Raw genomic sequence first — 22,215 nt, 5'->3', positions numbered from 1 at the left:
GAAACATGTGGCTTCTCGATAAGATGCTTCGCAAGCTCATCCGCAAGGGCGAGCTCACCCTCATCGACCATAACGGCAAGGAATATCGCTACGGGGTCCCCGACCCGGCGCATCGTCCGGTCAAGGCACGGCTGACTGACAAGGGCGCTGCCTTCGACATCGCGAAGGATCCGCGCGTCGGCGCGGGCGAGGCCTATATGGACGGCCGCCTCGTCATGGAGGAGGGCGACGTGCGCGACCTCATCCTCCTCATCCGCTACAATGCCCCCTGGGAGCGACCGGGCGCGCTCAAGTCCAAGAGCCCCATTGTCCGCACCGTCAACGCCGTCGGCGGCAAGCTCGACCAGATCAACTGGAAGACGCGATCGCGCGCCAATGCCGAGCACACCTACAACCTCACCCGCCGCCTCTATGAACTCTTTCTCGACGAGGACCGGCAGTATACGATGGCCTATTACCGGGACACCGGGAACAGCCTCGAACAGGCCCAGCTCGACAAGAAGGCGCACATCGCCGCCAAGCTCCACCTGAAGCCCGGCATGAAGGTGCTCGACATCGGCTGCGGCTGGGGTGGACTCGCCCTCTATCTCAACCGCCATTACGACGTTGACGTGCTCGGCATCGCGCTGGCGCCAGACCAGATTGAATTCTCGAAGGAGCGGGCGGCCGAGGCGGGCGTGTCCGACCGGGTCAAGTTCGAGCTGATGGACTATCGCGACGTCCAGGGCGAGTTCGACCGGATCACCAGCGTCGGCCTGATCGAGCATCTCGGCACGCCGCATTATCCCGGCTTCTTCAAGCATATGCATCGCCTGCTGAAGCCCGACGGCGTGATGTTCTCACATTGCTGCGGCCGCATGGGCGGGCCGGGCCTCACCGACAAATGGACCCGCAAATACATCTTCCCGGGCGGCTACATCCCGGCCCTGTCGGAGCTGGTCACCGAGGCGGAGAAGAACCGGCTGATCGTCAGCGACGTGGAGGCGATGCGCTACCATTACGCCCACACGCTGGAGGAATGGTATTGGCGGACGGTCGCCCACAAGGACGAGATCATCCAGCTCTATGACGAGCGCTTCTACCGGATGTGGGAATTCTACCTCGCCGGCGCCGAAGCGGCCTTCCGCTACGGCGGCCTCGTCAACTGGCAGCTCCAGTACATCAAGCGCCGCGACGCCATCCCGATGACCCGCGACTATATGTACGAGGAGGAGGAGCGCCTGCGCGGCCGCGAGGAGCCGCCCGAATGGCACCTCGCTAAAGCGGCGGAATGATCAGGCGGAGCGCCGCCGCTCTTCCATGAAGTGGCGGCGGCACATCGCGACGTAGCGATCATTGCCGCCGATCTCGGTCTGCTCCCCTTCCACCACCGCGCGGCCATGCGCGTCCACGCGCAGGTTCATCGTCGCCTTGCGCCCGCAGCCGCAGATCGCCTTGATTTCGGTGAGCGAGTCGGCCAGCCCGAGCAGCGCCCCGCTTCCCTCGAACAGGTTGCCGGCAAAGTCGGTCCTGAGCCCGTAGGCGAGCACCGGGATACCAAGCTCATCGCAGATCGAGGCAAGCTGCAGCACCTGCTCGCGGGAGAGGAACTGCGCCTCGTCCACCAGCACGCATGACAGCTCGCCGCGCGCATGCTCCGCCTCTACCTCTGCCCTGAGGTCCGTCTCCGGCGTGAATACGGATGCCTCGGCCTGCAAACCTATGCGCGAGGCCAGCACGCCATGGCCGTCCCGGTCGTGCACCGAAGCCGTGAACAGCATCGTCCGCATGCCGCGCTCGCGATAGTTGAAGTCGGCCTGGAGGAGGGTGGTCGACTTCCCCGCATTCATCGAGGCGTAGTAGAAATAGAGCTTGGCCATACGCGCTTCCTTCCACGCCCGCGCGCAGCGGGCAATGCTCAGCCGCCAAACTGCATCAGCACAAGGCCGGCAGCGAGCACGGCTGCGGCGATCATCCGGCGCCGGCCGAAGCCTTCGCCGAGGAACAGGCTCCCCATCGCCGCCGCGAACACCACCGAGGTCTCGCGCAGCGCGGACACCTTCGCCGTCTCCATTAGGCTGAAGGCATAGAGCGCAGAGCCGAAGGAGAGGATCGACAGCGCCCCGGCGGCGACTCCGTAGCGCCACTTCATCGCGATCGCCGTCGCCAGCATGTTGCGGCGGAGGACGAGTCCGGTGACGGTGATCAGGAGGCCGTCGACCAGGAACAGGTAGACGATGAAGGTGAGCGGGTCCGCCGCCAGCCGGACGCCGCGCGCATCGGTGACGTTGTAGAGCGAGATGCCGAGCGCCGTGCCGAGTGCCCAGAGCAGGGCGACGCCGTCCGGATGCTCGCGAAGCTGCGTGCCTCTGGGCGGCCATGCGAAAGTCGCCACGGCCAGCGTGGCGATGGCGAGCCCGACCCATGAGAGCGGCGCCAGCTCCTCGCGCAGGAGGATCAGAGCGGCGACGGCGGTGAGCAAGGGCGCGCAGCCCCGCATCACCGGGAAGACCAGCGACAGCTCGCCCCGTTGCATCGCCTTCACCAGGCAGATCTGGTAGAAATAATGGGCCGGCATGCAGAGTAGCAATGCGCCGAGCACCGCCTTGGTGGGCGGCGGCACGAACAGGGTCGCCGGCAGGACCAGCAGCGCCCCGCTGGTCGAAAGGATGGCCCGCCCGACCAGAATGTCGGTGCCCATTTTCACCGACATGTTGGCGGCCGCCAGGGTCACCGCGGAGAAGAGGCCGAGGCAGATGGCCACTAGGCTACTATCCATAGGGCGGACGTAAGGCCCCCCGGCCGTCGAAGTCACGCTCGACGTGAAGTCAGTCCTATTTGATCGGGCGCGGTGCAAGCTCTACCGCAGCGTCGCTCTATTTGATCAGCGCGCTCCGTCCAGCAAGTCGCGCACCCGCGCGGCGAGGTCGGCATAGGTGAATGGCTTGGTGATCAGCTCCACGCCCGCGTCGAGCCGGCCATGGTGGACGATCGCATTGCGTGCATAGCCGGTGGTGAACAGCACCTTGAGCTCCGGGCGCAGTTCGCGGGCGCGCTCCGCCAGCACGGCGCCGGTCATTCCGCTCGGCAGCACCACGTCGGTGAAGAGCAGGTCGACCCGCCCCTCCTGCCGCTCGAGCAGCCTGAGCGCCGACGGGCCGTCATGCGCCTCCAGCACCCGGTAGCCGAGCTCGCGCAGCACCTCGACCGAATAGGCGCGGACGTCGTCGTCATCCTCGCAGACGAGGATGGTCTCCTCGCGCGTGCCTTCCGGCACGATCTCCTCACGCGTCTCCGCCTCGTCCGGCAGCGAGCCGAGCAGGCGCGGCAGGTAGATCTTGAGCGTGGTGCCGTGCCCCGGCTCCGAATAGATCTTGAGGTGCCCGCCCGATTGTTTGACGAACCCGTAGACCATGGAGAGGCCGAGGCCGGTCCCCTTGCCCACTTCCTTGGTCGTGAAGAAGGGCTCGAACGCCCGTGCGGCGGTCTCCTCGTCCATGCCGGTGCCGGTGTCGGAGACGCAGATCACCACATATTGGCCGGGGACGACCTCGGCATTGGCGGCCGTGTAGCCGCGGTCGAGATGGGCGTTGGAGGTCTCGATGGTGAGCTTGCCGCCGCCCTGCATCGCGTCGCGTGCGTTCAGCGCCAGGTTCAGGATCGCATTCTCGAGCTGGTTGGGATCGGCCTCGATCCGCCACAGGCCCGAGGCGAGCACCGTCTCGACCTCGATCGTCTCGCCGAGCGTGCGGTGCAGCAGCTCGGACATGCCCGCGACCAGCTTGTTCGCATCGATCGGCTTGGGGTCCAGCGGCTGGCGCCGCGAGAAGGCGAGCAGCCGCTGGGTGAGCGAGGCGGCCCGCTCCGCGCCCCGTGAGGCATTCTCCGCCGCGCGCCGCAGCCGGGCCTGCTCCGGATCAAGGTTGCGCTGGAGGATCTCAAGGTTGCCGGAAACGATCTGGAGCAGGTTGTTGAAATCGTGCGCGACGCCGCCGGTCAGTTGGCCGAGCGTCTCCATCTTCTGCGCCTGGCGCAGCCGCTCCTCCGCCTCGGCGAGGGCCTGTGCCCGCGCCTTGGCGTCAGTGATGTCGCGCCCGACGCCGTGCAGGCGGAGACCGTCAGGGTCCGGCGACAGCCGCCACGAGATCCAGTGCAACTGGCCTTCCGAATCCTCCAGGCGGTCTTCGAAGCTGACCGGCTGCTGCGTGGCGCGCATCGTCGCCAGCGCTTCCAGGACTGCGGCCAAGTCCTCTGCATGGATCAGGCTCGCGTAGGACCGGTCGAGCAGGGTCGCCTCGTCATAGCCGAGCAGCCGCGACCAGGACGGGCTGACGCGCAGCAGCTTGCCCTCGTAATCGGCGGTGACGAGCAGGTCCTCCGACAGCGCCCAAAGCCGGTCGCGCTCGGCGGTCCGCTCCTCGACCTGCGCCTCCAGGGTCTGGTTGAGCCGCTGCGCCGCCTGGAACAGGCGCGCATTGTCGATCCCAATCGCCGCCTGCGCCGCCAAGCCCGACATCAGCCGCTCGGAGCGCTCGCTGAAGACGCCGACCTGCTCGTGCCCGAAGAAGAGCCCGCCGATCACCTCGCCCGAGCGGGAGACGACGGAGACGGCGAGATAGGAGCGCACCGGGAGGTGCCCCTCCGGCATGCCGTGATAGGGCGCCATCTTGCCGTAGCGGGGATCCTTGGTGATGTCCGCCGACCGCACCACGCCCTCCCCCCGGAAGGTCGGGCCGAAGATGTGCGTGTTCCGCGGCATCGGGAACTTGTCGAAATGGCTCGGATCCACGCCGGCGAGTGAGTAGAGCGTGTAATGCTCGCCCTGCTCGTCGATGACATTGTAGAAAAAGGCGCCGAACTGCGCGCCGGTAAGCTCCACGCCAGCGTCGGTCACCGTCTGGACAAGCTGGTCGAGATCGAGCTCGGCGGCGACTTTCGCTGCAGTGCGGTTCAGGACCTCCAGCGCCTCGCTCTCCTCGCGCAACGCCTCGCGCGCCTTGCGAATCTCGGTGATGTCCTCGACGACCTTGAGAAACAGGGCGGCGCTTTGATGGCCGCTGACGCGCGACAGGCTGCTGCGGACCCAGACGACCTCGCCATTCGGGCGGAGGTAACGCTTCTCGAACGCGACCCGGTTCTCCTCCCCTGCAGCAAGCGCCCGCAATGCTTCTTCGCCGGCGGCGACGTCATCGGGATGCGTGAACGAGAGGCAGTTCGCGCCCCGCAGATCCGCTTCGCTGCGTCCCGTGATCTCCCGATAGACTTCGTTGGAGTTGAGGATGTTCCAGTCGGCATCGATCTCAATCATGCCGACGGCCGCATTCCGGAAGACCTGGCGGAACCGTTCCTCGCTATCGCGCAGCGCCTCTTCCGTCACCTTGAGGTCGTCCACATCGGTGCAGGTGCCGTACCAGCGCGCAATCTGCCCGCTCGCGTCGCGGACCGGTTGCGCCCGTCCCAGCACCCAGCGATATCCGCCCGAACGGTGCCGCAGCCGATATTCGATATGATAGGGCTCACCCGTCTCCAGGCAGTGGCGCCATGCCTTCCAGGCGCGCTCCTGATCCTCGGGATGGAACATGTCGTTCCAGGCCTCGCCGTCGGTCGAGCCCTCGGGAACGCCGGTATATTCGTACCAGCGCTGGTTGTAATAATCGTGGAAGCCGTCCGGCCGCGTCGCCCAGATCATCTGGTCGATCGAATTGGCCATGGCGTGGAATTTGGCCTCGCTCTCGCGCAGGTCCCGGGTGACCCGCACCCGCTCGGTCGTCTCGACCACGATCGCGATCACGCCGGCCGGCCCGCCGCTCTCGTCCAGCACGGGGGAATAATCGAGGTCCATCCAGACCTGCTCCGGCGCGCCGTGCCGATGCAGCGTCAGCTCCTGGTCCTTGTAGGACAGGGTGCCGCCGCCAAGGCCCACCTTCATCACATGGTCGTTGAAGTCGGCGACCTCGGGCCAGCCTTCCCGGACCCTGGAGCCGAGCAACTGGGGATGCCGCCCGCCGGCGAACACGGCGTAGGCGTCATTGTAGATCATGACGCCCTCCTCGCCCCAGAGCAGGACGATGGGCACGGGGGAACGGAGGATCAGGCCGACGCTGGTCTTGAGGCTTTGCGGCCACGCCTCGATGGGGCCGAGCGACGTCGACTCCCAATCATGCGCAGCGACCAACGCGCCAAGCTCGCCGCCGCCGGCAAGGAACGACCGGGCTTCGCCGGAAGACGAAGCGGACCCCTCGGCGCCTCCGGAACCCTCGATCCTCATTCCCACTCGATCGTGCCCGGCGGCTTCGACGTATAGTCGTAGACCACCCGGTTGATCCCGCGCACCTCGTTGATGATGCGGGTGGCGACGCGGGAGAGGAAGGTGGCGTCGAACGGGTAGATGTCGGCGGTCATGCCATCGGTGGAGGTGACGGCGCGGAGCGCGCAGACGCTGTCATAGGTGCGGTGGTCACCCATCACGCCCACGGTGCGCACCGGCAGCAGGACGGCGAAGGCCTGCCAGATCGCGTCATAGAGGCCGGCGTTGCGGATCTCCTCGAGGTAGATGGCGTCCGCCTTGCGCAGGATGTCGCAGCGTTCCTTGGTGACCTCGCCTGGGATGCGGATGGCGAGGCCGGGGCCGGGGAACGGATGCCGGCCGACGAACGCCTCGGGCAGGCCCAGTTCCCGGCCGAGCTCGCGCACCTCGTCCTTGAACAATTCCCTGAGCGGCTCGACGAGCTTCATGTTCATCCGCTCGGGCAGGCCGCCGACATTGTGGTGGCTCTTGATCGTCACCGACGGTCCGCCGGTGAAGCTGACGCTCTCGATCACATCCGGGTAGAGCGTGCCCTGGGCGAGGAAGTCGGCGCCGCCGATCTTGCGCGCTTCTTCTTCGAAGACGTCGATGAAGGTCTTGCCGATGAACTTGCGCTTCTTCTCGGGGTCGGTCTCGCCGGCGAGGCCGCCCAGGAACATCGCCTCCGCGTCCACATGCACCAGCGGGATATTGTAGCTGTTGCGGAACAGGCTGACGACCTGCTCCGCCTCGTTCGCGCGCATCAGGCCGTGATCGACGAACACGCAGGTGAGCTGCTCGCCGATCGCCTCGTGGATCAGCACCGCCGCGACCGCGCTGTCGACGCCGCCGGAAAGGCCGCAGATCACCCGGCCCTTGCCGACCTGCGCGCGGATTTCCTCGATCTTGTTCTGGCGAAACTCGGCCATGGTCCAGTCGCCGGCCAGACCGCAGACGTGGCGGACGAAGTTGGCGAGCAATTTGCCGCCGTCCGGCGTGTGCACCACCTCGGGGTGGAACATCAGGCTGAAGAAGCGCCGATCCTCGTTGACCGCCACCGCATAAGGCGCGCCCGGCGACTGGGCGACGACGCGGAAGCCCTCCGGCAGCTGCTCGACGCGGTCGCCGTGGCTCATCCAGACCTGGTGGGTCTCGCCGACCGACCAGAGGCCGTCGAACAGCACGCTTTCGCCCGTCACTTCGATGAAGGCGCGGCCGAACTCGCGGCTCTCCGACGGCGCGACGAGGCCGCCCAATTGATGCGCCATCGTCTGCTGGCCGTAGCAGATGCCGAGGATCGGCACGCCGGCGTCGAAGAAATGCTGGGGCGCGCGCGGGGAATCGTCCCACGTCACCGAGGAGGGCCCGCCCGACAGGATGATGCCCTTGGGCTTCAGCCGCTCGAACGCTTCGTCGGCGGCGTTGAACGGCGCAATCTCGCTATAGACGCCCGCCTCACGCACGCGCCGGGCGATGAGCTGCGTCACCTGGCTTCCGAAATCGACGATGAGGATGGTGTCGGCCGGCTGGACGGTCATGGCATTCCGCGTACAGAGAGAATGCGCGGGAGCCCTAGGGCCCCCGCGCATTCCTGTCCAGCAAGCTACAGGCCGGAGCTACGCAAAGCTGTGGCGCTTACCAATTGTAGCGGTTGACGTCGAAATCCCGCACCCGGCCGTAGCGGTCGGTGGAGCAGGTGAACGCCACCCGCGCGTCGTAACGGTCGTAGCGGTCATAGCGGTCGTAACCGTAGCCGCGGTTGTAGCGGTCATAGCCGCCGGAGCTGTCGACCACGCCGCGCACCCGATAGCCGTTGCCGCGCCGGTCGACGTCGGTGACGCTCACGCGTCCGCCGCGACCATAACGCTCGGCCTCGTAGCCGCACTGGTTGACCGCATCGCGGTAATTGTCGCGATAGCGATAGCGATTGTTGTAGCCGTAGCGCTGGCCGTCATTGCCGATCGCCGAGGCGATGGCGGCGATGCCGCCGATGATGGCGACGCCGGCGATCACGTCGCCCGCATCGATGCCGCGGTCGCGGTCGTAATGACGATAACGCTGCGCTTCGGCCGGAGCTGCCGCGAAGCCGGTGGTGACGAGCGCGGCCGCAGCGGCGCCGGTGACGAGCTTGGAAATCTTGTTCATGCCGAACCTCCTAAAGAACCGCGTTCGAGTATTTTTCGAATCTATGCTGTTCTTTTAGCGGGTTACGGCTGAGTCGAAGCTGAACCGCAGTGACGGCTGCCGTTCATCTTCGCGGCCGCAACTATTCGGCGGGACGGCGCCTGAAGATCGTGATCCCTCGGAACCGGTGATTGGTCGATTTCCACATGCCGATCACCGCTTCCTGATCGAAGCAGCTCTTGCGATACATGGGCAGCACCTGGTCGAGCCAGACGACATGCGCGCCCGCCGGCAGCCGCTCCAGCGCCTTCATCACCTTGTTCCGCTTGATCATCGTCGTCTGGTAACGCTCGGCATCCTCGATGCTGTACGGGGGATCGGCGAGCACCAGATCGTAAGCCTCGAGCGGCACGTTCAGCAGCGACTGGGCATCATCGACATAGGTCGGTTTCAGCGCAGGGTTGATGTCCACCCGGTCGCCCGGAAAGGCGGAGACGTCGACCATCCCGCTGAACAGGTGCAGCACCTTCCTCTTGTCCGGAAAGAGCGCCTTCACCCGCCTCAGATAGCCAGCCGGATAGCCGCCATAATAGGCCGACTTTACCCGGTAATTGTTGCCCATGATCCAGGTACCGACGACCCGGCCATCCTCCGACACGAACAGGCTGCGCGGGAAGCCTGTCTCCCGCACATAACTGTCGATCCGCTCGTTCCACTCCATCGGCCCACTCTATCCACTTCCCGCTCGGGCTGAGCCTGTCGAAGCCCTGCCCTTCTCTCTGCAGTAAGAAAGGAAGGACAGCCCTTCGACAAGCTCAGGGCGAGCGGGTGAGGAAGACCGGTCGAACTACCGCGCCGCCGTCTGCGCGCCGCTCACATTCATGCCGGTATGATGCGCGATGAAGGCCCACATATCGGCATATTCCTCGATGATCTTCTCGGTCGGCTTGCCCGAGCCGTGGCCGGCGCGGGTCTCGATGCGGATGAGGTGCGGTTCCGGCCCGAGGTCCGCCGCCTGCAACGCCGCGGCATATTTGAAGCTGTGGCCCGGCACGACGCGGTCGTCGGTGTCGGCGGTGGTCACCAGGATCGCCGGATAGTCCGCGCCGCTACGGATGTTGTGATAGGGCGAATAGGCCCTCAGCACCCGGAAATCGGCCTCCTTGTTCGGGTAGCCGTAATCGTCGACCCAGTAGCGCCCGGCCGTCCAGCGGTCGAAGCGCAGCATGTCCATCACGCCGACCGCCGGCAAAGCCGCGGCGAACAGGTCCGGCCGCTGATTGACGACCGCGCCGACCAGCAGGCCGCCGTTCGAGCCGCCCTGGATGGCGAGCTTGTCCTTGGTCGTGATGCCTTCGCGGACCAGATATTCGCCGGCCGCGATGAAATCATCGAACACGTTCTGCTTGTTCGCCAGCCGCCCCGCATCGTGCCACGCCTTGCCATATTCGCCGCCGCCGCGGATGTTGGCGAGCGCGAAGACGCCGCCCTGCTCAACCCAGGCGAGCCGCGAGGAGGAGAAGCCCGGCAGCATCGACGCGTTGAACCCGCCATAAGCGTAGAGCAGGGTCGGGTGCGGCTTCTTCATGTCGAGATCGCGGCGGTGGACGATGAACATCGGCACCCGCGTCCCGTCCTTCGAGCGATAGAAGCGCTGGCTGACCGTGAAGTCCTCCGGCTTGAAGCCGACCTGCGGCTGCGCCCAGGGCGTCACCTGGCCGCTCGCGCTGTCATAGCGATAAATGGTCGTCGGCATGTTGAAGCTGGAGAAGGCGAAGAAGGTCTCGCTGTCGGTCGCATCGCCCGAGAAGCCGCCGGCGGTGCCGATGCCCGGCAGCGTCACCTTGTCGATCGGGCGGCCGTTGAGGTCGAAGGTCCGGACCTCCGTCTTCGCATCGACGAGATAGGAGGCGATCAGGCGATTGCCGACGATCGAGGCACCGCCGAGCGTCGCCTCATCCTCGGCGACGAGCTGCTTCACTTCCAGGCCCGGCTTGCTGATGTCGGTGGAGACGATCCTCAGGCGCGGCGCATCGGTATTGGTCGCCCAGTAGAAGCTGTTGCCGACATTGCCGATATAATCCCACTGGTTCTGGAGCCCCGTCACCAGCTTGCGCGGCGCGGCGTTCGGCTGCGTCAGATCGATCAAAGTGATGTCGTAGCGCTCGTCCGTGCCCTCCGACGAGGTGATGACGAGCCAGCGGCCGTCGTCGGAGACCTGGACGACGTTGCTGACCTTCGGCCGTGCCGCGTCGGCATAGACCAGCCGGTCCTGCGCCTGCGGAGTGCCGAGCTTGTGGAAGTAGACCCGCTGATTCTCGTTCAGCGACTGGAACTGCTCGGCCGCCTTGGGCTCGGGGAAGCGCGAATAATAGAAGCCGGAGCCGTCCTTCGCCCAGTCCAGATTGGCGAACTTGACCCACTTCACCTCGTCGGAAAGCACCTTGCCGGTATCGACATCGAGCACGCGCACCACCCGCCAGTCGGTGCCGCCTTCCTGCACCGAGTAAAGCAGGCGCCGGCCGTCCTCGGACGGCGACCATTCCGCCAGCGCCGTGGCGCCGTCGGCCGACCAGGTATTCGGATCGATCAGCATCCGCGGGGTGCCGTTCAGCCCCTCGCGCACGTAGAGCACATTTTGGTTCTGAAGCCCGGTATTGCGGCTGTAGAAGTAGCGGCTGCCCTGCTTCTGGGGGATGCCGTAGCGCTCATAGTCGAACAGCTCGCGCAGGCGCTGCTCGAACACCGCGCGGGCGGGGAGCGTCGCCAGGTAGGAATTGGTCAGCGCATTCTGCTGCGCCACCCAGGCCGCCACCTTCGCATCCTCGCGCACGTCATTCTCGAGCCAGCGATAGGGATCCGCCACAGCCTCGCCGAACTGCGTCTCGACGATGTTCTGCCGCTCGGTCACCGGATAGACGATCGACGCCTGAGGCGCGGTCGCGGCAGGCGCGGCGGCGGTTTCAGTGGCACTGTCGTTCATCGCGCAGGCAGTGGAGGCAAGCAACAGGACAAGGGCGGCATGGCGCATGGGGGACCTTCCTTCGAGGATTGTGCGGAACCTATACCGTCCCGCACTCAATTGAGAAGACTGGCCAATAGGCGCGATCAGGTGCTGGGACCGCCCTCCCGCCGCGAGCGCGGCGCGGACGCCGGGCACGTGTGATCCAGGTTAGTCACATTCCCGGAACGACCGTCGCCGGCCGCCCGTTTGCCCCCGACGCCGCCGCCCAACCCTGAGCAGCGGCGAACAGGAGGAAATGCTTATGCGAACCCGATCCAGCGCCCTGCTGGCGGCTGCTGCCTTCGCGATGCTCGGCGCGTCCGGGGCGTCCGCGCAGCAGACCGGCAACGATACCAGCATCGCCACCGAGACCCAGGAACGGCACGCCGAGGGCAGCGACAACGATTTCCCTTGGGACCTGCTCGGTCTGCTCGGCCTCGCCGGCCTGCTCGGTCTCAGGAAACGCGACGACGATCACCGCCGCTGAACTTCAGCCGTCTGATACTCAACAGGAGGACCTCACATGCGCACCAGACACATCACAGTAATCGCCGCGGCCGCCGCTCTCGCGGCTCTCACCCCCGCTGCCGCATCGGCGGCGCAAGCACCCGCGGTCGACACGTCCTACGGCAATCCTCAGCAAGAGGAAGATGACGGCTTTCCCTGGGGCCTGCTCGGCCTCCTCGGTTTGCTCGGCCTGATCCCGCGCAAGCGCAAGGATAACATCACCGTCGACAACCGCACCCGCCCCTAGCAGCCGGCGAGCGCCACTGCAGTCTTAGTCAGTTCGCCGGCGCTCACCCCAGAGCGTCGGCGATCTTGCCCATCACGCCGTGCCGCGGCGGCCTGCGGATCAGCCGGCGAGCGCACCCAGTCGAGAGGTCACCGCACTCTTCGTGTCGCCGGTCAGCGATCCAGTCGGCGAGAGGGTGCGCGCCAGGCGAGGCTCAGATCCGGCGGGTCGCCGGCGACCAGTGTGCGGTGCGCCCGCAGGCGCGATGCGTCCTCGACGCCTGGGTCGCCGCCTTGGCCGTCCCGGCCGGCATAGCTGATAAGCAGGAAAAAAGCGCCGCCGGTTTTGACGCCGGCGGCACCCTCGCCCCCGCAGAGCAAGATCATGGTGCGTCCTTCAGTCGCGCATCCCTTGGGCAGACTCCTCCCGCCGAATCAGGCGCTTGTCCATGTCCCATCTGGGACATGCGGCCGTGTGCGGGCGAGAGCGCGCGCCACCGTCCCGAAGTGGGACCGGAGGCTCTTCGACGCCTTCGGGAAGCGCTCTCAGTCCTTCTCGTCGCTCCGCCCGGGCTTGGTCTTCGCGGTCGCGGCATTGACGTTGCCGCCGACATCCTGCTCGCCGAGCTGCTCGCCGCCATGGTATGGCATCTCGGTCTGGCCGCCATGGCCCATGAAGCCGCCGTTGGTCGGCTCCTTGCCGGTATGCGGGTTCGGATAGGCGCCGCCGCCCGAATCCCCGCCGCCCTTGCGCCCGGTCATCTCCACCGGCTCCTCGTCGCGGCTGGTGCGGCTGGTCGTATCGGCCATGATCTGTCTCCTTTGCGGGAACAACGCTCGCGGCCCTGCCCAGGCTCCCTCAGGCGCGATCCTCGCCCGCCCGCCGCTGCCACGGCCAGCGTCCTTCGATCTCCACCTCCAAGCTGAAGCTGAGGAAAGTCCGGATCAGCACGATCCCCGCCAGCACGGCGAGACTGTCGAGGGTCGGCTCGATCGCGACCGTGTTGATGATGTCCGCCGCCACCAGGAATTCGAGGCCGAGCAGGATCGAGCGGCCGAGATCCGAGCGGAAGTCCGCAATGCGCCGCTCCTTGTCCGCGCGCCGCAGCGCCTGACGGATGAAGGCCAGCAACGCCGCCGCCGCGCCGACCACCATGATTGCGATCCCGACCCATTCGATGCCGCGCCCGATCCAGTGGATGACTTGGGTGAAAGGATCTTCCATACCAGCCGAACGAGCCCGCTTGCGCTTGGTTTCGGAACCGCGCCCGCCCCCAAAGCTTGAATCAGCATGAAACCGATGACCGACAAGCATCTCGCCGTCTTTCGCCGCCACATGGTGGAGGTGGTCGAGGTGCACTTCGACCTCACCGAGGCGGAGCTCGGCAAGGCCGCGCTCGACCCGCACGTCCGCGCCGCGATGCTGGAGGTTCCCCGTCACCTCTTCGTCCCGGCCCAGCTCGCCGCCGTCGCTTATCATGACGGACCTCTGCCGATCGGTTTCGACAAGACCATCTCGCAGCCCTATATCGGCGCGCTGATGCTCGACCTGCTCGAGGTGCGCCCCGGCCACAAGGTGCTCGAGGTCGGCACCGGCTACGGCTACCAGGCCGCATTGCTCGCCGAGCTCGGTGCCGAGGTGTGGACGGTCGAGATCGTCGAGGAATTTGCCGGCGAGGCGAGCCTCCGCCTCCAGCAACTGGGCTACAATCGCGTCCAGGTCCGCATCGGCGACGGCTCCCGCGGCTGGATCGAGCACGCCCCCTTCGACCGTATCCTCGTCACCGCCGCCGCCAAGGCCCCGCCGCCCGCCTTGCTCGACCAGCTGGCGCCCGACGGCCGAATCGTCGTTCCGATCGGCTCCAAGGAAGTCCAGCAACTGAGCGTCGTCACCAAATCAGCCGCCGGCGAGGCCGAGATACGCGAGGTCATCCCGGTCCGCTTCACCCAGCTCGAGATCTGACGAGCCGCCGCCCGCCCTCGCAGATGCTGCGGGCGAGCGCTTCGGCCGTGCAGGACGCCTCGCCCAGCAGCCAACCCCGCACCGGCGCGAGCGCTGCCTGCGCGAGCTGGGCGGCGTGCAGCCTGACCGGAATGTCCGCCTCGGCCGCGCGCCGGCTCAGCCTTTCCTCGACGAGCTCGGCCAGCAGCCGTGCGGCCTTCTCCCCCGTCCGCCCCTGCAGCACGTCCCGCGCCCGCTGCCGGTTCTCCCAGAAGTGGCGGAGCAGCCCCTCCAGCCGTTCGGCATCGCCCTCGCCCGCCGCCGCATCGGCGAGCAGCGCAAACGGCCGCGCCAGCGCCTCCATGTGGATCGCCTCGGGGCCGGAATAATGATCGTAGAAGGTCGAGCGGCCGACCTTGGCCTGGGCGACGATATCGGCGACCTTGATCGTCCGCGGCCCGCCGCGGAGCACGAGATGGTTGAACGCTTCGACCAGAGCGGCGCGCGTCCGCCTCACCCGCCGGTCCTGATCTGCCGCCGTAGCGCCCCTCTTCCCGGACAAATGGCCCCTGCCGTCCGGCAACGGACGCGCCGCGCGATTTGCCCCTTCCCTCCCGGCTTATCGCCCGACAGCAAGGCGAGGTCCACGGGGGGAAAGAAGATGGAAGCACGAGGGGACAGGATCGGCGGCGGCGCGCTGATCGCAGCATCGCTCGCCACGATCGTCGCGATGGGTCACCATCCCTCCAGCGCCCATTCGGGTGCCCTGGTCGGGATCGTCCACGGGGCGATGATCCTGTTCCTGGCCGCGATCGCGTTCGGCTTCGCCCGCTTCGCGCACCAGCGCGGCCTCGCCCGCCCGGCCGTGCTCGCCGGCGCGATCGCCTATGTGTTCGCCTTGTTCGGCCATGCCGGCGCGGCGACGATCAACGGCTTCGTTGTCCCGGCGCTGGCCGCGCGCGGGCAGCCGGTCGGCCACGACATCTTCCTGTTCGCCTGGGAAGCGAACCAGGCGCTGGCTCGGCTCGGCGTGTTCGCCAATTCGGCAGCGATCCTGTTCTGGTCCGCCGACCTCCTCGCCGGCCGCACGGCGCGTCTGCTCGGCCTTGCCGGGCTCGTCGCCGGCATCCTTCCCGTCGCCCTGCTCGCCACCGGCGCACTGCGCATGGACGTCGCCGGCGCCTTCATCGTCTACGGCCTTCACGCCGCCTGGACAGCTTTGCTCGGCCTGCAATTCTGGAGCGGTCTCGATGCGAAAAGGGGCCGCCGAAGCGACCCCTCCTGATTTCGTCGATGCTGACGCCCTCAGGCCGCTTCGTCGAACTCGTCGGCATTGAGGACCGGGCCGCTGTCCTGCCCCTTGGCGGAGACGTCGCGGTCGACCAGCTCGATGATCGCGATCGCCGCCGCATCGGAGGCCCTGAGGCCCGCCTTAATGATCCGCGTATAGCCGCCGTTGCGGTCCGCGTAGCGCGGCGCCAGCGTGTCGAACAGCTTGGTGAGCTGGGTGTCGTCCATCAGCCGCGCCTGCGCCAGGCGACGGTTGGAAAGGCCGCCCTTCTTGGCGAGCGTGATCAGCTTCTCGACATAGGGCCGCAGCTCCTTCGCCTTGGCCGTGGTGGTGGTGATCTGCTCATGCTTGATGAGCGCGGCCGCCATGTTGCGGAACATGGCCGCCCGGTGGCTCGAGGTGCGCTGCAGCTTCCGCCCGCCGACGCGATGACGCATGGTATCTTCCTTCCGTTCGTTCGGGGGCCGTATCAGGTACCCCGGACCAGGCGGTGAAAACGGGGCACCGCCCAAACCCCTTATGACATTCCGCTGCGCGGAATGGCTTTATCTGTTCCCCGCCCACTAAGCGGCGGTAGCGTGGTGATCGCTCGGATCAGTGCCCCGCACTGATCCGTGCGATCACCCCATCAGCTCCTGTTCGAGCTTCTTGGCCATTTCCTCGATATTCTCGGGCGGCCAGCCGGGGATGTCCATGCCGAGGCGGAGGCCCATGCTGGACAGCACTTCCTTGATCTCGTTGAGGCTCTTGCGGCCGAAATTCGGCGTGCGGAGCATCTCGGCCTCGGTCTTCTGGACGAGGTCGCCGATATAGATGATGTTGTCGTTCTTGAGGCAGTTGGCCGAGCGCACGCTGAGCTCCAGCTCGTCCACCTTCTTGAGCAGATAGCGGTTGAGCTGGTTGGCATCGCTCTCGATGTCGCCGCTCGACGACGGCGCGGCCATGCCGGCCATGGTCGGGACCGACACCATGCCCTCATCGAAGTGGACGAAGAGCTGGAGCTGGTCCTGCAGGATCCGCGCGGCATAGGCGAGCGCGTCGTCCGGCGTGATCGTGCCGTCGGTCTCCACCGTCAGCGTGAGCTTGTCATAATCGAGCTCCTGGCCGACGCGGGTATTCTCGACCTTGTAGCTGACCTGGCGGACCGGCGAATAGAGCGCGTCGATCGGGACCAGGCCGATCGGCGCGTCGACGGGGCGGTTGTTCGCGGCCGGCACATAGCCTTTGCCGGTCTCGGCGGTCAGCTCCATGTTGAGCGTCGCGCCTTCGTCCAGGTGGCAGATGACGAGGTCCTTGTTCATCACCTCGATGTCGCCGGTGGTGGCGATCTGGCCGGCGGTGACTTCGCCCGGGCCGGTCGCCGAAAGCTGCAGGCGCTTGGCCTGGTCGCCTTCCATGCGCAGCGCGATCTGCTTCACGTTGAGGACGATGTCGGTGACGTCCTCGCGGACGCCCGCCAGGCTCGAAAATTCGTGCAGCACGCCCTCGATCCGCATCGAGGTGACGGCGGCGCCCTGCAGCGACGACAAGAGCACGCGGCGCAGCGAGTTGCCGAGCGTCAGGCCGAAGCCGCGCTCGAGCGGCTCGGCGACGAAGGTCGCCTTGCGGCGCGCGTCGCCGGCGGCGCGCTTCTCGAGGGCGTTGGGCTTCTTCATTTCCTGCCAGTTCTTAGCGTTGACGGCCATGATCTTCCCTATGGTTCATCGGAAGGGCGGCAGCGGCCGCTCGATCCGGACTTCTAAACTTTCTTCGCCTTCTACCCTCGGCCAAAGTACCACTTTGGCCGAAGCGTCAGACGCGGCGGCGCTTGGACGGGCGCACGCCGTTGTGCGGGATCGGCGTCACATCGCGGATGGACGTGATCTGGAAGCCGACCGCCTGGAGGGCGCGGAGCGCGCTCTCGCGGCCCGAGCCCGGGCCCTTCACCTCGACCTCGAGCGTGCGCACGCCATGCTCGGCGGCCTTCTTACCCGCATCCTCGGCGGCGACCTGGGCGGCATAGGGCGTCGACTTGCGGCTGCCCTTGAAGCCCATCATGCCGGCCGACGACCAGGCAATGGCATTGCCCTGCGCGTCGGTGATGGTGATCATCGTGTTGTTGAAGCTGGCGTTGACGTGAGCCACGCCCGCCGTGATGTTCTTGCGCTCGCGCCGCCTGAGGCGCTGAGGTTCGCGTGCCATATTCTTTGTACCCTATCCTTGGAGATCAAGACGCGGGCGCGGACGAGCGCGCCCCGGCGGCTTACTTCTTCTTGCCGGCGATCGGCTTGGCCTTGCCCTTGCGGGTGCGCGCATTGGTGTGCGTGCGCTGGCCGCGGACCGGCAGGCCCTTGCGGTGGCGGAGGCCCCGGTAGGAGGCCAGGTCCATCAGCCGCTTGATGTTCATCGCCACCTGGCGGCGGAGGTCGCCCTCAACCGTGTAATCGGCGTCGATGCTCTCGCGGATCTGGAGGACCTCCTGGTCGGTCAGGTCCTGGACGCGGCGCTCGGGCGTGATGCCCAGCTTGGCGGTAATCTCCTTGGCCTTGGTCCTGCCAATGCCGTGGATATAGGTCAGCGCGATCTCGACGCGCTTGTTGGTCGGGATATTCACACCCGCGATACGTGCCATGCTCTATTTTCTCCTGCTCCACGGGGCGGCTGGCTGACCGCCCCATCTCAGCGCTTTTGAGGCCCGCCGAAACGGACAAAGCCGACGGGCGCACGGAATGCGCCGCCGGTTGACCGGAAAAACGGGATGAGCGGCAGATAGGAGTCGCGGCGCAGCGTGTCAAGCATAAGCCGGGCCGAAATTTGTGGGCTCGGGACGGCCGTCATTCACCGCCTTCGCCTCTGAATTGCAACCTTTATGAGCTGGGCTTAAATCCTGTTTGGGGAGGGCGTTGCAGTGGAAGCGCTCACGACGAGAATGGGAGCGACGAGCGCCGAGCTGGCGCCGCTCGAGCTCGCCGTCATTCTCCCGACCTTCAGCGAAGCGGACAATGTCGAGGAGGTGGTGCGGCGGCTCGAGGCGGCGCTCGAGGGCATCGCCTGGGAAGCGATCTTCGTCGACGACAACAGCCCCGACGGCACCGCCGAGCGGCTGCGCGCGATCGCCCGCAGTGACCGCCGCGTCCGCTGCCTGGAGCGGGTCGGGCGGCGCGGCCTCGCCTCGGCCTGCGTCGAGGGGATGCTGGCCACGTCTGCACCGATCGTCGCGGTGATGGACGCCGACCTCCAGCATGACGAGCGGCTGCTGCCCCAGATGCTGGAGCGACTGCGCGCCCGCCCGGCTTTGGACATCGTCGTCGGCTCCCGCTTCGCCGCCGGCGGCAGCGCGAACGGCTTCTCGGAAGAGCGCGCCTCGCAGTCGCGCCTGGCGACGCGTCTCAGCCGGGGTGTCATCTCGGATGATCTCAAGGATCCGATGAGCGGCTTCTTCATGCTTCGGGTCGAGCTGCTGCGCGAGGTGCTGCCCAACCTGTCCGCGGTCGGCTTCAAGCTTCTTCTCGACATCCTCGCGTCGGCGCGGCGGCCGCTCGCCTTCGAGGAGCTGCCCTACGATTTCCGCGAACGGCTGAGCGGGGCGAGCAAGCTAGATCGAATGATCGCGCTCGAATATCTGATCCTGCTCTACGACAAGGCGTTCGGCCGCTTCGTGCCCACCCGATTCGCCTTGTTCGGGACGATCGGCGGGCTCGGCGTGGGCGTGCACTTCGCCATTCTGACCCTGTTCTTCAAGGCGCTCGCGCAGCCGTTCGCGCCTTCGCAGACGATCGCCACGATCGGCGCGATGACGTTCAACTTCTTCCTCAACAACGCGCTGACCTATCGCGACCAGCAGCTTCGCGGCGCGAGGCGGCTGTTCTTCGGCTGGATGTCCTTCTGCCTCGTCTGCGGCATCGGCGCGGCCGCCAATGTTGGCGTCGCCACCTTCCTGTTCGAATATCAGGGCGCGCTCTGGACGCTGTCGGCGCTGGCCGGCGTGCTGGTCGGTGCGGTGTGGAACTACGCCCTCTCCTCCCGCTTCACCTGGGGCCGCTACTAAAGGCGCGCAGCCAGTGGGCGAACCGAACCCTGCTGATGAAGCAGTTGGTAACCTTCGCTGCCTAGGAACGCATGGGAACGGAAGCGGCAGCGCTGCCCGGCTTCACCATTCGGGGGTTGTCTTGCGTCATTACGATGCCGCGGAATTCGATGCGGCAGCACAATCTGCGACCGGCACATATGAAGGCACCGCCGGCGCGGCGCTGCAGGCCGCCGAGCTCCAGCTCGCGGAAAGCCGCCGCCAGTTCGACAGCCTGCTTCGCGCGCTGAGCGGCATCTTCTATCGATGCCAGCTCGCGCCGCCCTGGACGATGACCTTCATCAGCGACGGCGCGGAGACGCTGACAGGCTACAGCGCCCAAGAGATCGAGCAGATGGACGGCTGGGCCGACCTCATCCTGCCGAACGATCTCGCTGCCGTGCAGAAGGCGGCCGAGCGCGCCATCGCCGCCAATGAGAGCTTCGCGATCACCTATCGCATCGTCGATAAATCGGGCGATGTGAAGTGGGTCAGCGAGCAGAGCCACGCCGTCTGTGACGAGCAGGGGCGGCCCCTTTTCCTCGAGGGCGTCATCACCGACGTCAGCGGCCGCAAGCAGGCGGAGGAGCTGCAGCGCACGCTCGCCGGCCGCTGGCGCAAGACTCTCGACACGATCCCCCAGATGGTCTGGTCGATGTCGGCCGACGGATCCGACGAATTCTTCAACGTCCAGTGGATGGAATTCGCCGGCCAGAAGGTCGGCCGAGCGCACGGCCTGCCTCGCACCGCGCTCATCCATCCGGACGATCGGGAAAGAGCGCTCCAGTCGTGGGAGCGGAGTCTCGCGACCGGCGAAGCCTACGAAGCCGAATACCGCCTCCGCCATCATTGCGGCGAGTATCGCTGGGTGCTAAGCCGCGGCTGCGCGGAGCGCGATCCGCGTGGCAAGCTGATCCGCTGGTATGGCAGCTGCACCGACATTCACGACCGCGTTGCGGCACAGGAGCAGCTCGTCAGTCAGCAAAGCTTCGTGCGCAAGCTGATCGGCGCGACTCCGGATAGCATCGTCCTGCTCGACCAGAATGGCGTGGTCCTCTTCGCCAACGATAATGCGATGGCGGGTCTCGCGTCCGGCGGCTCGACCGAGGTGGCGGGACGGAGGTGGACCGATCTCGTGCCCGGCCGCTTCCGCCGCGATGCCCGCGCCGCCTTCCTGAAGTCGCGCGCTACCGGTCTCGCGACCCAGTTCACCGGGCGGCTCGGCGACGACGATGAGAAATGGTGGGACGTGATCGTCACGCCCGTCACCGAAGGCGATCACCAGGTCCGCCTTCTCGTCACGTCTCGCGACATCACCCATCAGAAACGGGTGGAGAACCAGGCGCGCTGGTCGGCGAGCCACGATTCTTTGACGCAGCTGCCCAACCGCTCAGTGCTCCAGCAGCGCTTGGCTTCGCTGACCGTGCCGGGTGCTCGCCGGCCCTTCGCGCTGCTGCTGATGGACGTCGACGAGTTCAAGCGCATCAACGACAGTCTGGGTCACGACGCCGGCGATGCCCTGCTCTGCACCTTCGCAAAGCGGCTGCGGCGGGTGGTGCGGCCCGAAGATTTGGTCGCGCGCCTCGGCGGAGACGAATTCGCGATCGTGGTGATGGGCCTGGACAGCGAACAGGACCTCGCTGCCTTTGCCGACAAGTTGTTCGAGGCGCTGCGGGAGCCCTGCCTGCACGAAGGCAAGCTGCTCGAATGCCGCGCCAGTATCGGCGCAAGCCTTTTCCCGATCCACGGCTCCGACCCGGGCGAGCTGCTCAAGGCCTCGGACCTGGCTCTCTACGGAGCCAAGGGTGCCGGCCGCGGCACGATCAAGCTGTTCGAGAACGGCATGCGGGCCGAGCGGCAGCGGCGCAACAGCATGATCTCGCTCGCCAAACGCGCGCTGGGCGAGAATCTGATCGTGCCGCATTATCAGCCCAAGGTGGAGCTCACCTCGGGCAAGGTCGCCGGCTTCGAGGCGCTGCTGCGCTGGCGGCATCCGCGAAACGGCCTGCAGATGCCCGACAGCATCAAGGCGGCCTTCGAGGATCCGAACCTCGCCGCCGAGATCAGCGACCGGATGATCGACGGCGTGCTGGCCGACGTGCGGAAGTGGCTCAGCGCCGATGTCGATTTCGGCCATGTCGCGATTAACTCGGCCGCCGCCGAATTCCGGCGCGGCCACTTCGCCGAGCGGCTGCTCGAGCGGATGGACAAGGCGGACATTCCCCGCCGCTGTATCCAGCTCGAGGTGACCGAGACCGTCTTCCTTGGCCGCGGCGCCGAATATGTAGAGCGCGCGCTCCAGACGCTGAGCGCGGCCGGCGTCGCCATAGCGCTCGACGATTTCGGCACCGGCTTCGCCTCCTTGTCGCACCTGAAGCAGTTCCCGGTGCACATCATCAAGATCGACCGTTCGTTCGTGCGCGACCTCCAGCTCGACGGCGGCGACGGCGCTATCGTCGATGCGGTAGTCAGCCTCGGCAAGAGTCTCCGCATCGACGTGGTCGCCGAAGGCATTGAGACGCAGGCCCAGCACGACACATTGCTGGCGCTCGGCTGCCGCTACGGCCAGGGCTTCCTCTACGGCAAGGCGGAGCCGGCGGGTCTAGTCGAAGCCATGCTCAAGGGAGGCGCACCGGCCGCGACTCGCGCTCTATCTTGACTTTTTGCGCCGCAGCATCTATCTGCCCGCTCAGCGAAGCATCATCGCAGCGTGAACGGCCCCACGGGCCCGGCTCTGCTTCGTCGATTTCCCAGGCTTTCCCTTTTCACGCGGGTCGGCAGTAACCGCCGCGTTTCCGCGCGCCATTCTGGC

22 protein-coding genes are annotated in these 22,215 nt (G+C 66.6%); 7 read left to right on the top strand and 15 right to left on the bottom strand.

What is annotated here, in order from left to right:
- Positions 1-5 precede the first annotated feature (5 nt).
- Entirely contained in the window at positions 6-1,274 is a 1,269-nt protein-coding gene (locus tag AC5JBD_RS04985; protein ID WP_495720650.1) for a class I SAM-dependent methyltransferase, read from the top strand.
- Here AC5JBD_RS04985 and AC5JBD_RS04980 read toward each other — a convergent pair whose 3' ends face one another.
- The 7 genes from AC5JBD_RS04980 to AC5JBD_RS04950 form a co-directional block, all read right to left on the bottom strand.
- Positions 1,275-1,859 carry a thymidine kinase gene (locus tag AC5JBD_RS04980; RefSeq protein ID WP_495720649.1) on the bottom strand — a complete coding sequence of 195 codons (585 nt, stop codon included), beginning with the start codon at positions 1,857-1,859 and terminating at the stop codon, positions 1,275-1,277. It abuts the gene before it with no gap.
- A 38-nt stretch (positions 1,860-1,897) separates the two neighbouring features.
- On the bottom strand, positions 1,898-2,743 hold the full coding sequence (locus AC5JBD_RS04975) for an EamA family transporter (RefSeq protein WP_495720648.1): 846 nt from the start codon (positions 2,741-2,743) through the stop codon (positions 1,898-1,900).
- A gap of 120 nt (positions 2,744-2,863) precedes the next feature.
- Positions 2,864-6,247 (bottom strand): PAS domain S-box protein, encoded by a 3,384-nt coding sequence (locus tag AC5JBD_RS04970; protein ID WP_495720647.1) that lies wholly within the window; start codon positions 6,245-6,247, stop codon positions 2,864-2,866.
- Entirely contained in the window at positions 6,244-7,803 is a 1,560-nt protein-coding gene (gene guaA, locus AC5JBD_RS04965; RefSeq protein ID WP_495720646.1) for a glutamine-hydrolyzing GMP synthase, read from the bottom strand. Before guaA ends, AC5JBD_RS04970 begins: the two co-directional genes overlap by 4 nt.
- A gap of 97 nt (positions 7,804-7,900) precedes the next feature.
- On the bottom strand, positions 7,901-8,410 hold the full coding sequence (locus AC5JBD_RS04960) for a hypothetical protein (protein WP_495720645.1): 510 nt from the start codon (positions 8,408-8,410) through the stop codon (positions 7,901-7,903).
- 121 nt (positions 8,411-8,531) lie between these two features.
- Positions 8,532-9,110: a hypothetical protein gene (locus tag AC5JBD_RS04955; RefSeq protein ID WP_495720644.1), complete on the bottom strand. Its 579-nt coding sequence runs from the start codon at positions 9,108-9,110 to the stop codon at positions 8,532-8,534.
- Positions 9,111-9,236: 126 nt separating this feature from the next.
- Positions 9,237-11,420, bottom strand: a complete 2,184-nt coding sequence (locus tag AC5JBD_RS04950) for a prolyl oligopeptidase family serine peptidase (protein ID WP_495720643.1) — start codon at positions 11,418-11,420, stop codon at positions 9,237-9,239.
- 235 nt (positions 11,421-11,655) lie between these two features.
- On the opposite strand from AC5JBD_RS04950, the gene AC5JBD_RS04945 reads away from it, so the two are divergent.
- Together AC5JBD_RS04945 and AC5JBD_RS04940 are read left to right on the top strand one after the other, a co-directional pair.
- Positions 11,656-11,880: a WGxxGxxG family protein gene (locus AC5JBD_RS04945; protein WP_495720642.1), complete on the top strand. Its 225-nt coding sequence runs from the start codon at positions 11,656-11,658 to the stop codon at positions 11,878-11,880.
- A gap of 36 nt (positions 11,881-11,916) precedes the next feature.
- Entirely contained in the window at positions 11,917-12,147 is a 231-nt protein-coding gene (locus AC5JBD_RS04940) for a WGxxGxxG family protein (RefSeq protein WP_495720641.1), read from the top strand.
- A 152-nt stretch (positions 12,148-12,299) separates the two neighbouring features.
- Here AC5JBD_RS04940 and AC5JBD_RS04935 read toward each other — a convergent pair whose 3' ends face one another.
- The 3 genes from AC5JBD_RS04935 to AC5JBD_RS04925 form a co-directional block, all read right to left on the bottom strand.
- Positions 12,300-12,512, bottom strand: coding sequence for a hypothetical protein (locus tag AC5JBD_RS04935; RefSeq protein WP_495720640.1), 213 nt, complete (start codon positions 12,510-12,512; stop codon positions 12,300-12,302).
- A gap of 159 nt (positions 12,513-12,671) precedes the next feature.
- On the bottom strand, positions 12,672-12,935 hold the full coding sequence (locus tag AC5JBD_RS04930; RefSeq protein ID WP_495720639.1) for a hypothetical protein: 264 nt from the start codon (positions 12,933-12,935) through the stop codon (positions 12,672-12,674).
- Positions 12,936-12,984: 49 nt separating this feature from the next.
- Positions 12,985-13,350: a DUF1622 domain-containing protein gene (locus AC5JBD_RS04925; RefSeq protein WP_495720638.1), complete on the bottom strand. Its 366-nt coding sequence runs from the start codon at positions 13,348-13,350 to the stop codon at positions 12,985-12,987.
- Between the two features lie 66 nt (positions 13,351-13,416).
- On the opposite strand from AC5JBD_RS04925, the gene AC5JBD_RS04920 reads away from it, so the two are divergent.
- A complete protein-coding gene (locus tag AC5JBD_RS04920) occupies positions 13,417-14,088 on the top strand; it encodes a protein-L-isoaspartate(D-aspartate) O-methyltransferase (RefSeq protein WP_495720637.1) in 672 nt (223 codons plus the stop codon).
- Here AC5JBD_RS04920 and AC5JBD_RS04915 read toward each other — a convergent pair.
- A complete protein-coding gene (locus AC5JBD_RS04915) occupies positions 14,069-14,584 on the bottom strand; it encodes a TetR/AcrR family transcriptional regulator (protein WP_495720636.1) in 516 nt (171 codons plus the stop codon). The two genes, AC5JBD_RS04920 and AC5JBD_RS04915, sit on opposite strands and share 20 nt — an antisense overlap.
- 144 nt (positions 14,585-14,728) lie before the next feature.
- Here AC5JBD_RS04915 and AC5JBD_RS04910 point away from each other — a divergent pair, with 144 nt between their 5' ends.
- Entirely contained in the window at positions 14,729-15,352 is a 624-nt protein-coding gene (locus AC5JBD_RS04910; RefSeq protein ID WP_495720635.1) for a hypothetical protein, read from the top strand.
- A 20-nt stretch (positions 15,353-15,372) separates the two neighbouring features.
- Here AC5JBD_RS04910 and rplQ read toward each other — a convergent pair whose 3' ends face one another.
- From rplQ to rpsM, 4 genes are all read right to left on the bottom strand, one after another.
- A complete protein-coding gene (rplQ, locus tag AC5JBD_RS04905; RefSeq protein WP_495720634.1) occupies positions 15,373-15,795 on the bottom strand; it encodes a 50S ribosomal protein L17 in 423 nt (140 codons plus the stop codon).
- A 183-nt stretch (positions 15,796-15,978) separates the two neighbouring features.
- Complete coding sequence (locus tag AC5JBD_RS04900) at positions 15,979-17,043, bottom strand: DNA-directed RNA polymerase subunit alpha (protein WP_495720633.1); 1,065 nt, start codon at positions 17,041-17,043, stop codon at positions 15,979-15,981.
- 106 nt (positions 17,044-17,149) lie between these two features.
- On the bottom strand, positions 17,150-17,539 hold the full coding sequence (gene rpsK / locus AC5JBD_RS04895) for a 30S ribosomal protein S11 (protein ID WP_019831586.1): 390 nt from the start codon (positions 17,537-17,539) through the stop codon (positions 17,150-17,152).
- Positions 17,540-17,600: 61 nt separating this feature from the next.
- Entirely contained in the window at positions 17,601-17,969 is a 369-nt protein-coding gene (gene rpsM / locus AC5JBD_RS04890) for a 30S ribosomal protein S13 (protein ID WP_495720632.1), read from the bottom strand.
- A gap of 297 nt (positions 17,970-18,266) precedes the next feature.
- Between rpsM and AC5JBD_RS04885 the strand changes: the two genes are divergently transcribed.
- Both AC5JBD_RS04885 and AC5JBD_RS04880 read left to right on the top strand, forming a co-directional pair.
- A complete protein-coding gene (locus AC5JBD_RS04885; RefSeq protein WP_495720631.1) occupies positions 18,267-19,385 on the top strand; it encodes a glycosyltransferase family 2 protein in 1,119 nt (372 codons plus the stop codon).
- A gap of 121 nt (positions 19,386-19,506) precedes the next feature.
- A complete protein-coding gene (locus AC5JBD_RS04880; RefSeq protein ID WP_495720630.1) occupies positions 19,507-22,062 on the top strand; it encodes a sensor domain-containing protein in 2,556 nt (851 codons plus the stop codon).
- Positions 22,063-22,215: the final 153 nt, after the last annotated feature.

Source organism: Allosphingosinicella sp. (assembly GCF_059502505.1).
Note: the sequence above shows the minus strand (reverse complement) of the source record. Positions and strands in the feature narration are given on the sequence as shown.

What these genes read in the sequence shown, in the direction of transcription:
- AC5JBD_RS04985 (WP_495720650.1), top strand. Translation starts at nt 6, where the DNA reads ATGTGGCTTCTCGATAAGATGCTTCGCAAGCTCATCCGCAAGGGCGAG.
- AC5JBD_RS04980 (WP_495720649.1), bottom strand. Translation starts at nt 1,859, where the DNA reads ATGGCCAAGCTCTATTTCTACTACGCCTCGATGAATGCGGGGAAGTCG.
- AC5JBD_RS04970 (WP_495720647.1), bottom strand. Translation starts at nt 6,247, where the DNA reads ATGAGGATCGAGGGTTCCGGAGGCGCCGAGGGGTCCGCTTCGTCTTCC.
- guaA (WP_495720646.1), bottom strand. Translation starts at nt 7,803, where the DNA reads ATGACCGTCCAGCCGGCCGACACCATCCTCATCGTCGATTTCGGAAGC.
- AC5JBD_RS04960 (WP_495720645.1), bottom strand. Translation starts at nt 8,410, where the DNA reads ATGAACAAGATTTCCAAGCTCGTCACCGGCGCCGCTGCGGCCGCGCTC.
- AC5JBD_RS04955 (WP_495720644.1), bottom strand. Translation starts at nt 9,110, where the DNA reads ATGGAGTGGAACGAGCGGATCGACAGTTATGTGCGGGAGACAGGCTTC.
- AC5JBD_RS04950 (WP_495720643.1), bottom strand. Translation starts at nt 11,420, where the DNA reads ATGCGCCATGCCGCCCTTGTCCTGTTGCTTGCCTCCACTGCCTGCGCG.
- AC5JBD_RS04945 (WP_495720642.1), top strand. Translation starts at nt 11,656, where the DNA reads ATGCGAACCCGATCCAGCGCCCTGCTGGCGGCTGCTGCCTTCGCGATG.
- AC5JBD_RS04940 (WP_495720641.1), top strand. Translation starts at nt 11,917, where the DNA reads ATGCGCACCAGACACATCACAGTAATCGCCGCGGCCGCCGCTCTCGCG.
- AC5JBD_RS04935 (WP_495720640.1), bottom strand. Translation starts at nt 12,512, where the DNA reads ATGATCTTGCTCTGCGGGGGCGAGGGTGCCGCCGGCGTCAAAACCGGC.
- AC5JBD_RS04930 (WP_495720639.1), bottom strand. Translation starts at nt 12,935, where the DNA reads ATGGCCGATACGACCAGCCGCACCAGCCGCGACGAGGAGCCGGTGGAG.
- AC5JBD_RS04925 (WP_495720638.1), bottom strand. Translation starts at nt 13,350, where the DNA reads ATGGAAGATCCTTTCACCCAAGTCATCCACTGGATCGGGCGCGGCATC.
- AC5JBD_RS04920 (WP_495720637.1), top strand. Translation starts at nt 13,417, where the DNA reads ATGAAACCGATGACCGACAAGCATCTCGCCGTCTTTCGCCGCCACATG.
- AC5JBD_RS04910 (WP_495720635.1), top strand. Translation starts at nt 14,729, where the DNA reads ATGGAAGCACGAGGGGACAGGATCGGCGGCGGCGCGCTGATCGCAGCA.
- rplQ (WP_495720634.1), bottom strand. Translation starts at nt 15,795, where the DNA reads ATGCGTCATCGCGTCGGCGGGCGGAAGCTGCAGCGCACCTCGAGCCAC.
- AC5JBD_RS04900 (WP_495720633.1), bottom strand. Translation starts at nt 17,043, where the DNA reads ATGGCCGTCAACGCTAAGAACTGGCAGGAAATGAAGAAGCCCAACGCC.
- rpsK (WP_019831586.1), bottom strand. Translation starts at nt 17,539, where the DNA reads ATGGCACGCGAACCTCAGCGCCTCAGGCGGCGCGAGCGCAAGAACATC.
- rpsM (WP_495720632.1), bottom strand. Translation starts at nt 17,969, where the DNA reads ATGGCACGTATCGCGGGTGTGAATATCCCGACCAACAAGCGCGTCGAG.
- AC5JBD_RS04885 (WP_495720631.1), top strand. Translation starts at nt 18,267, where the DNA reads ATGGGAGCGACGAGCGCCGAGCTGGCGCCGCTCGAGCTCGCCGTCATT.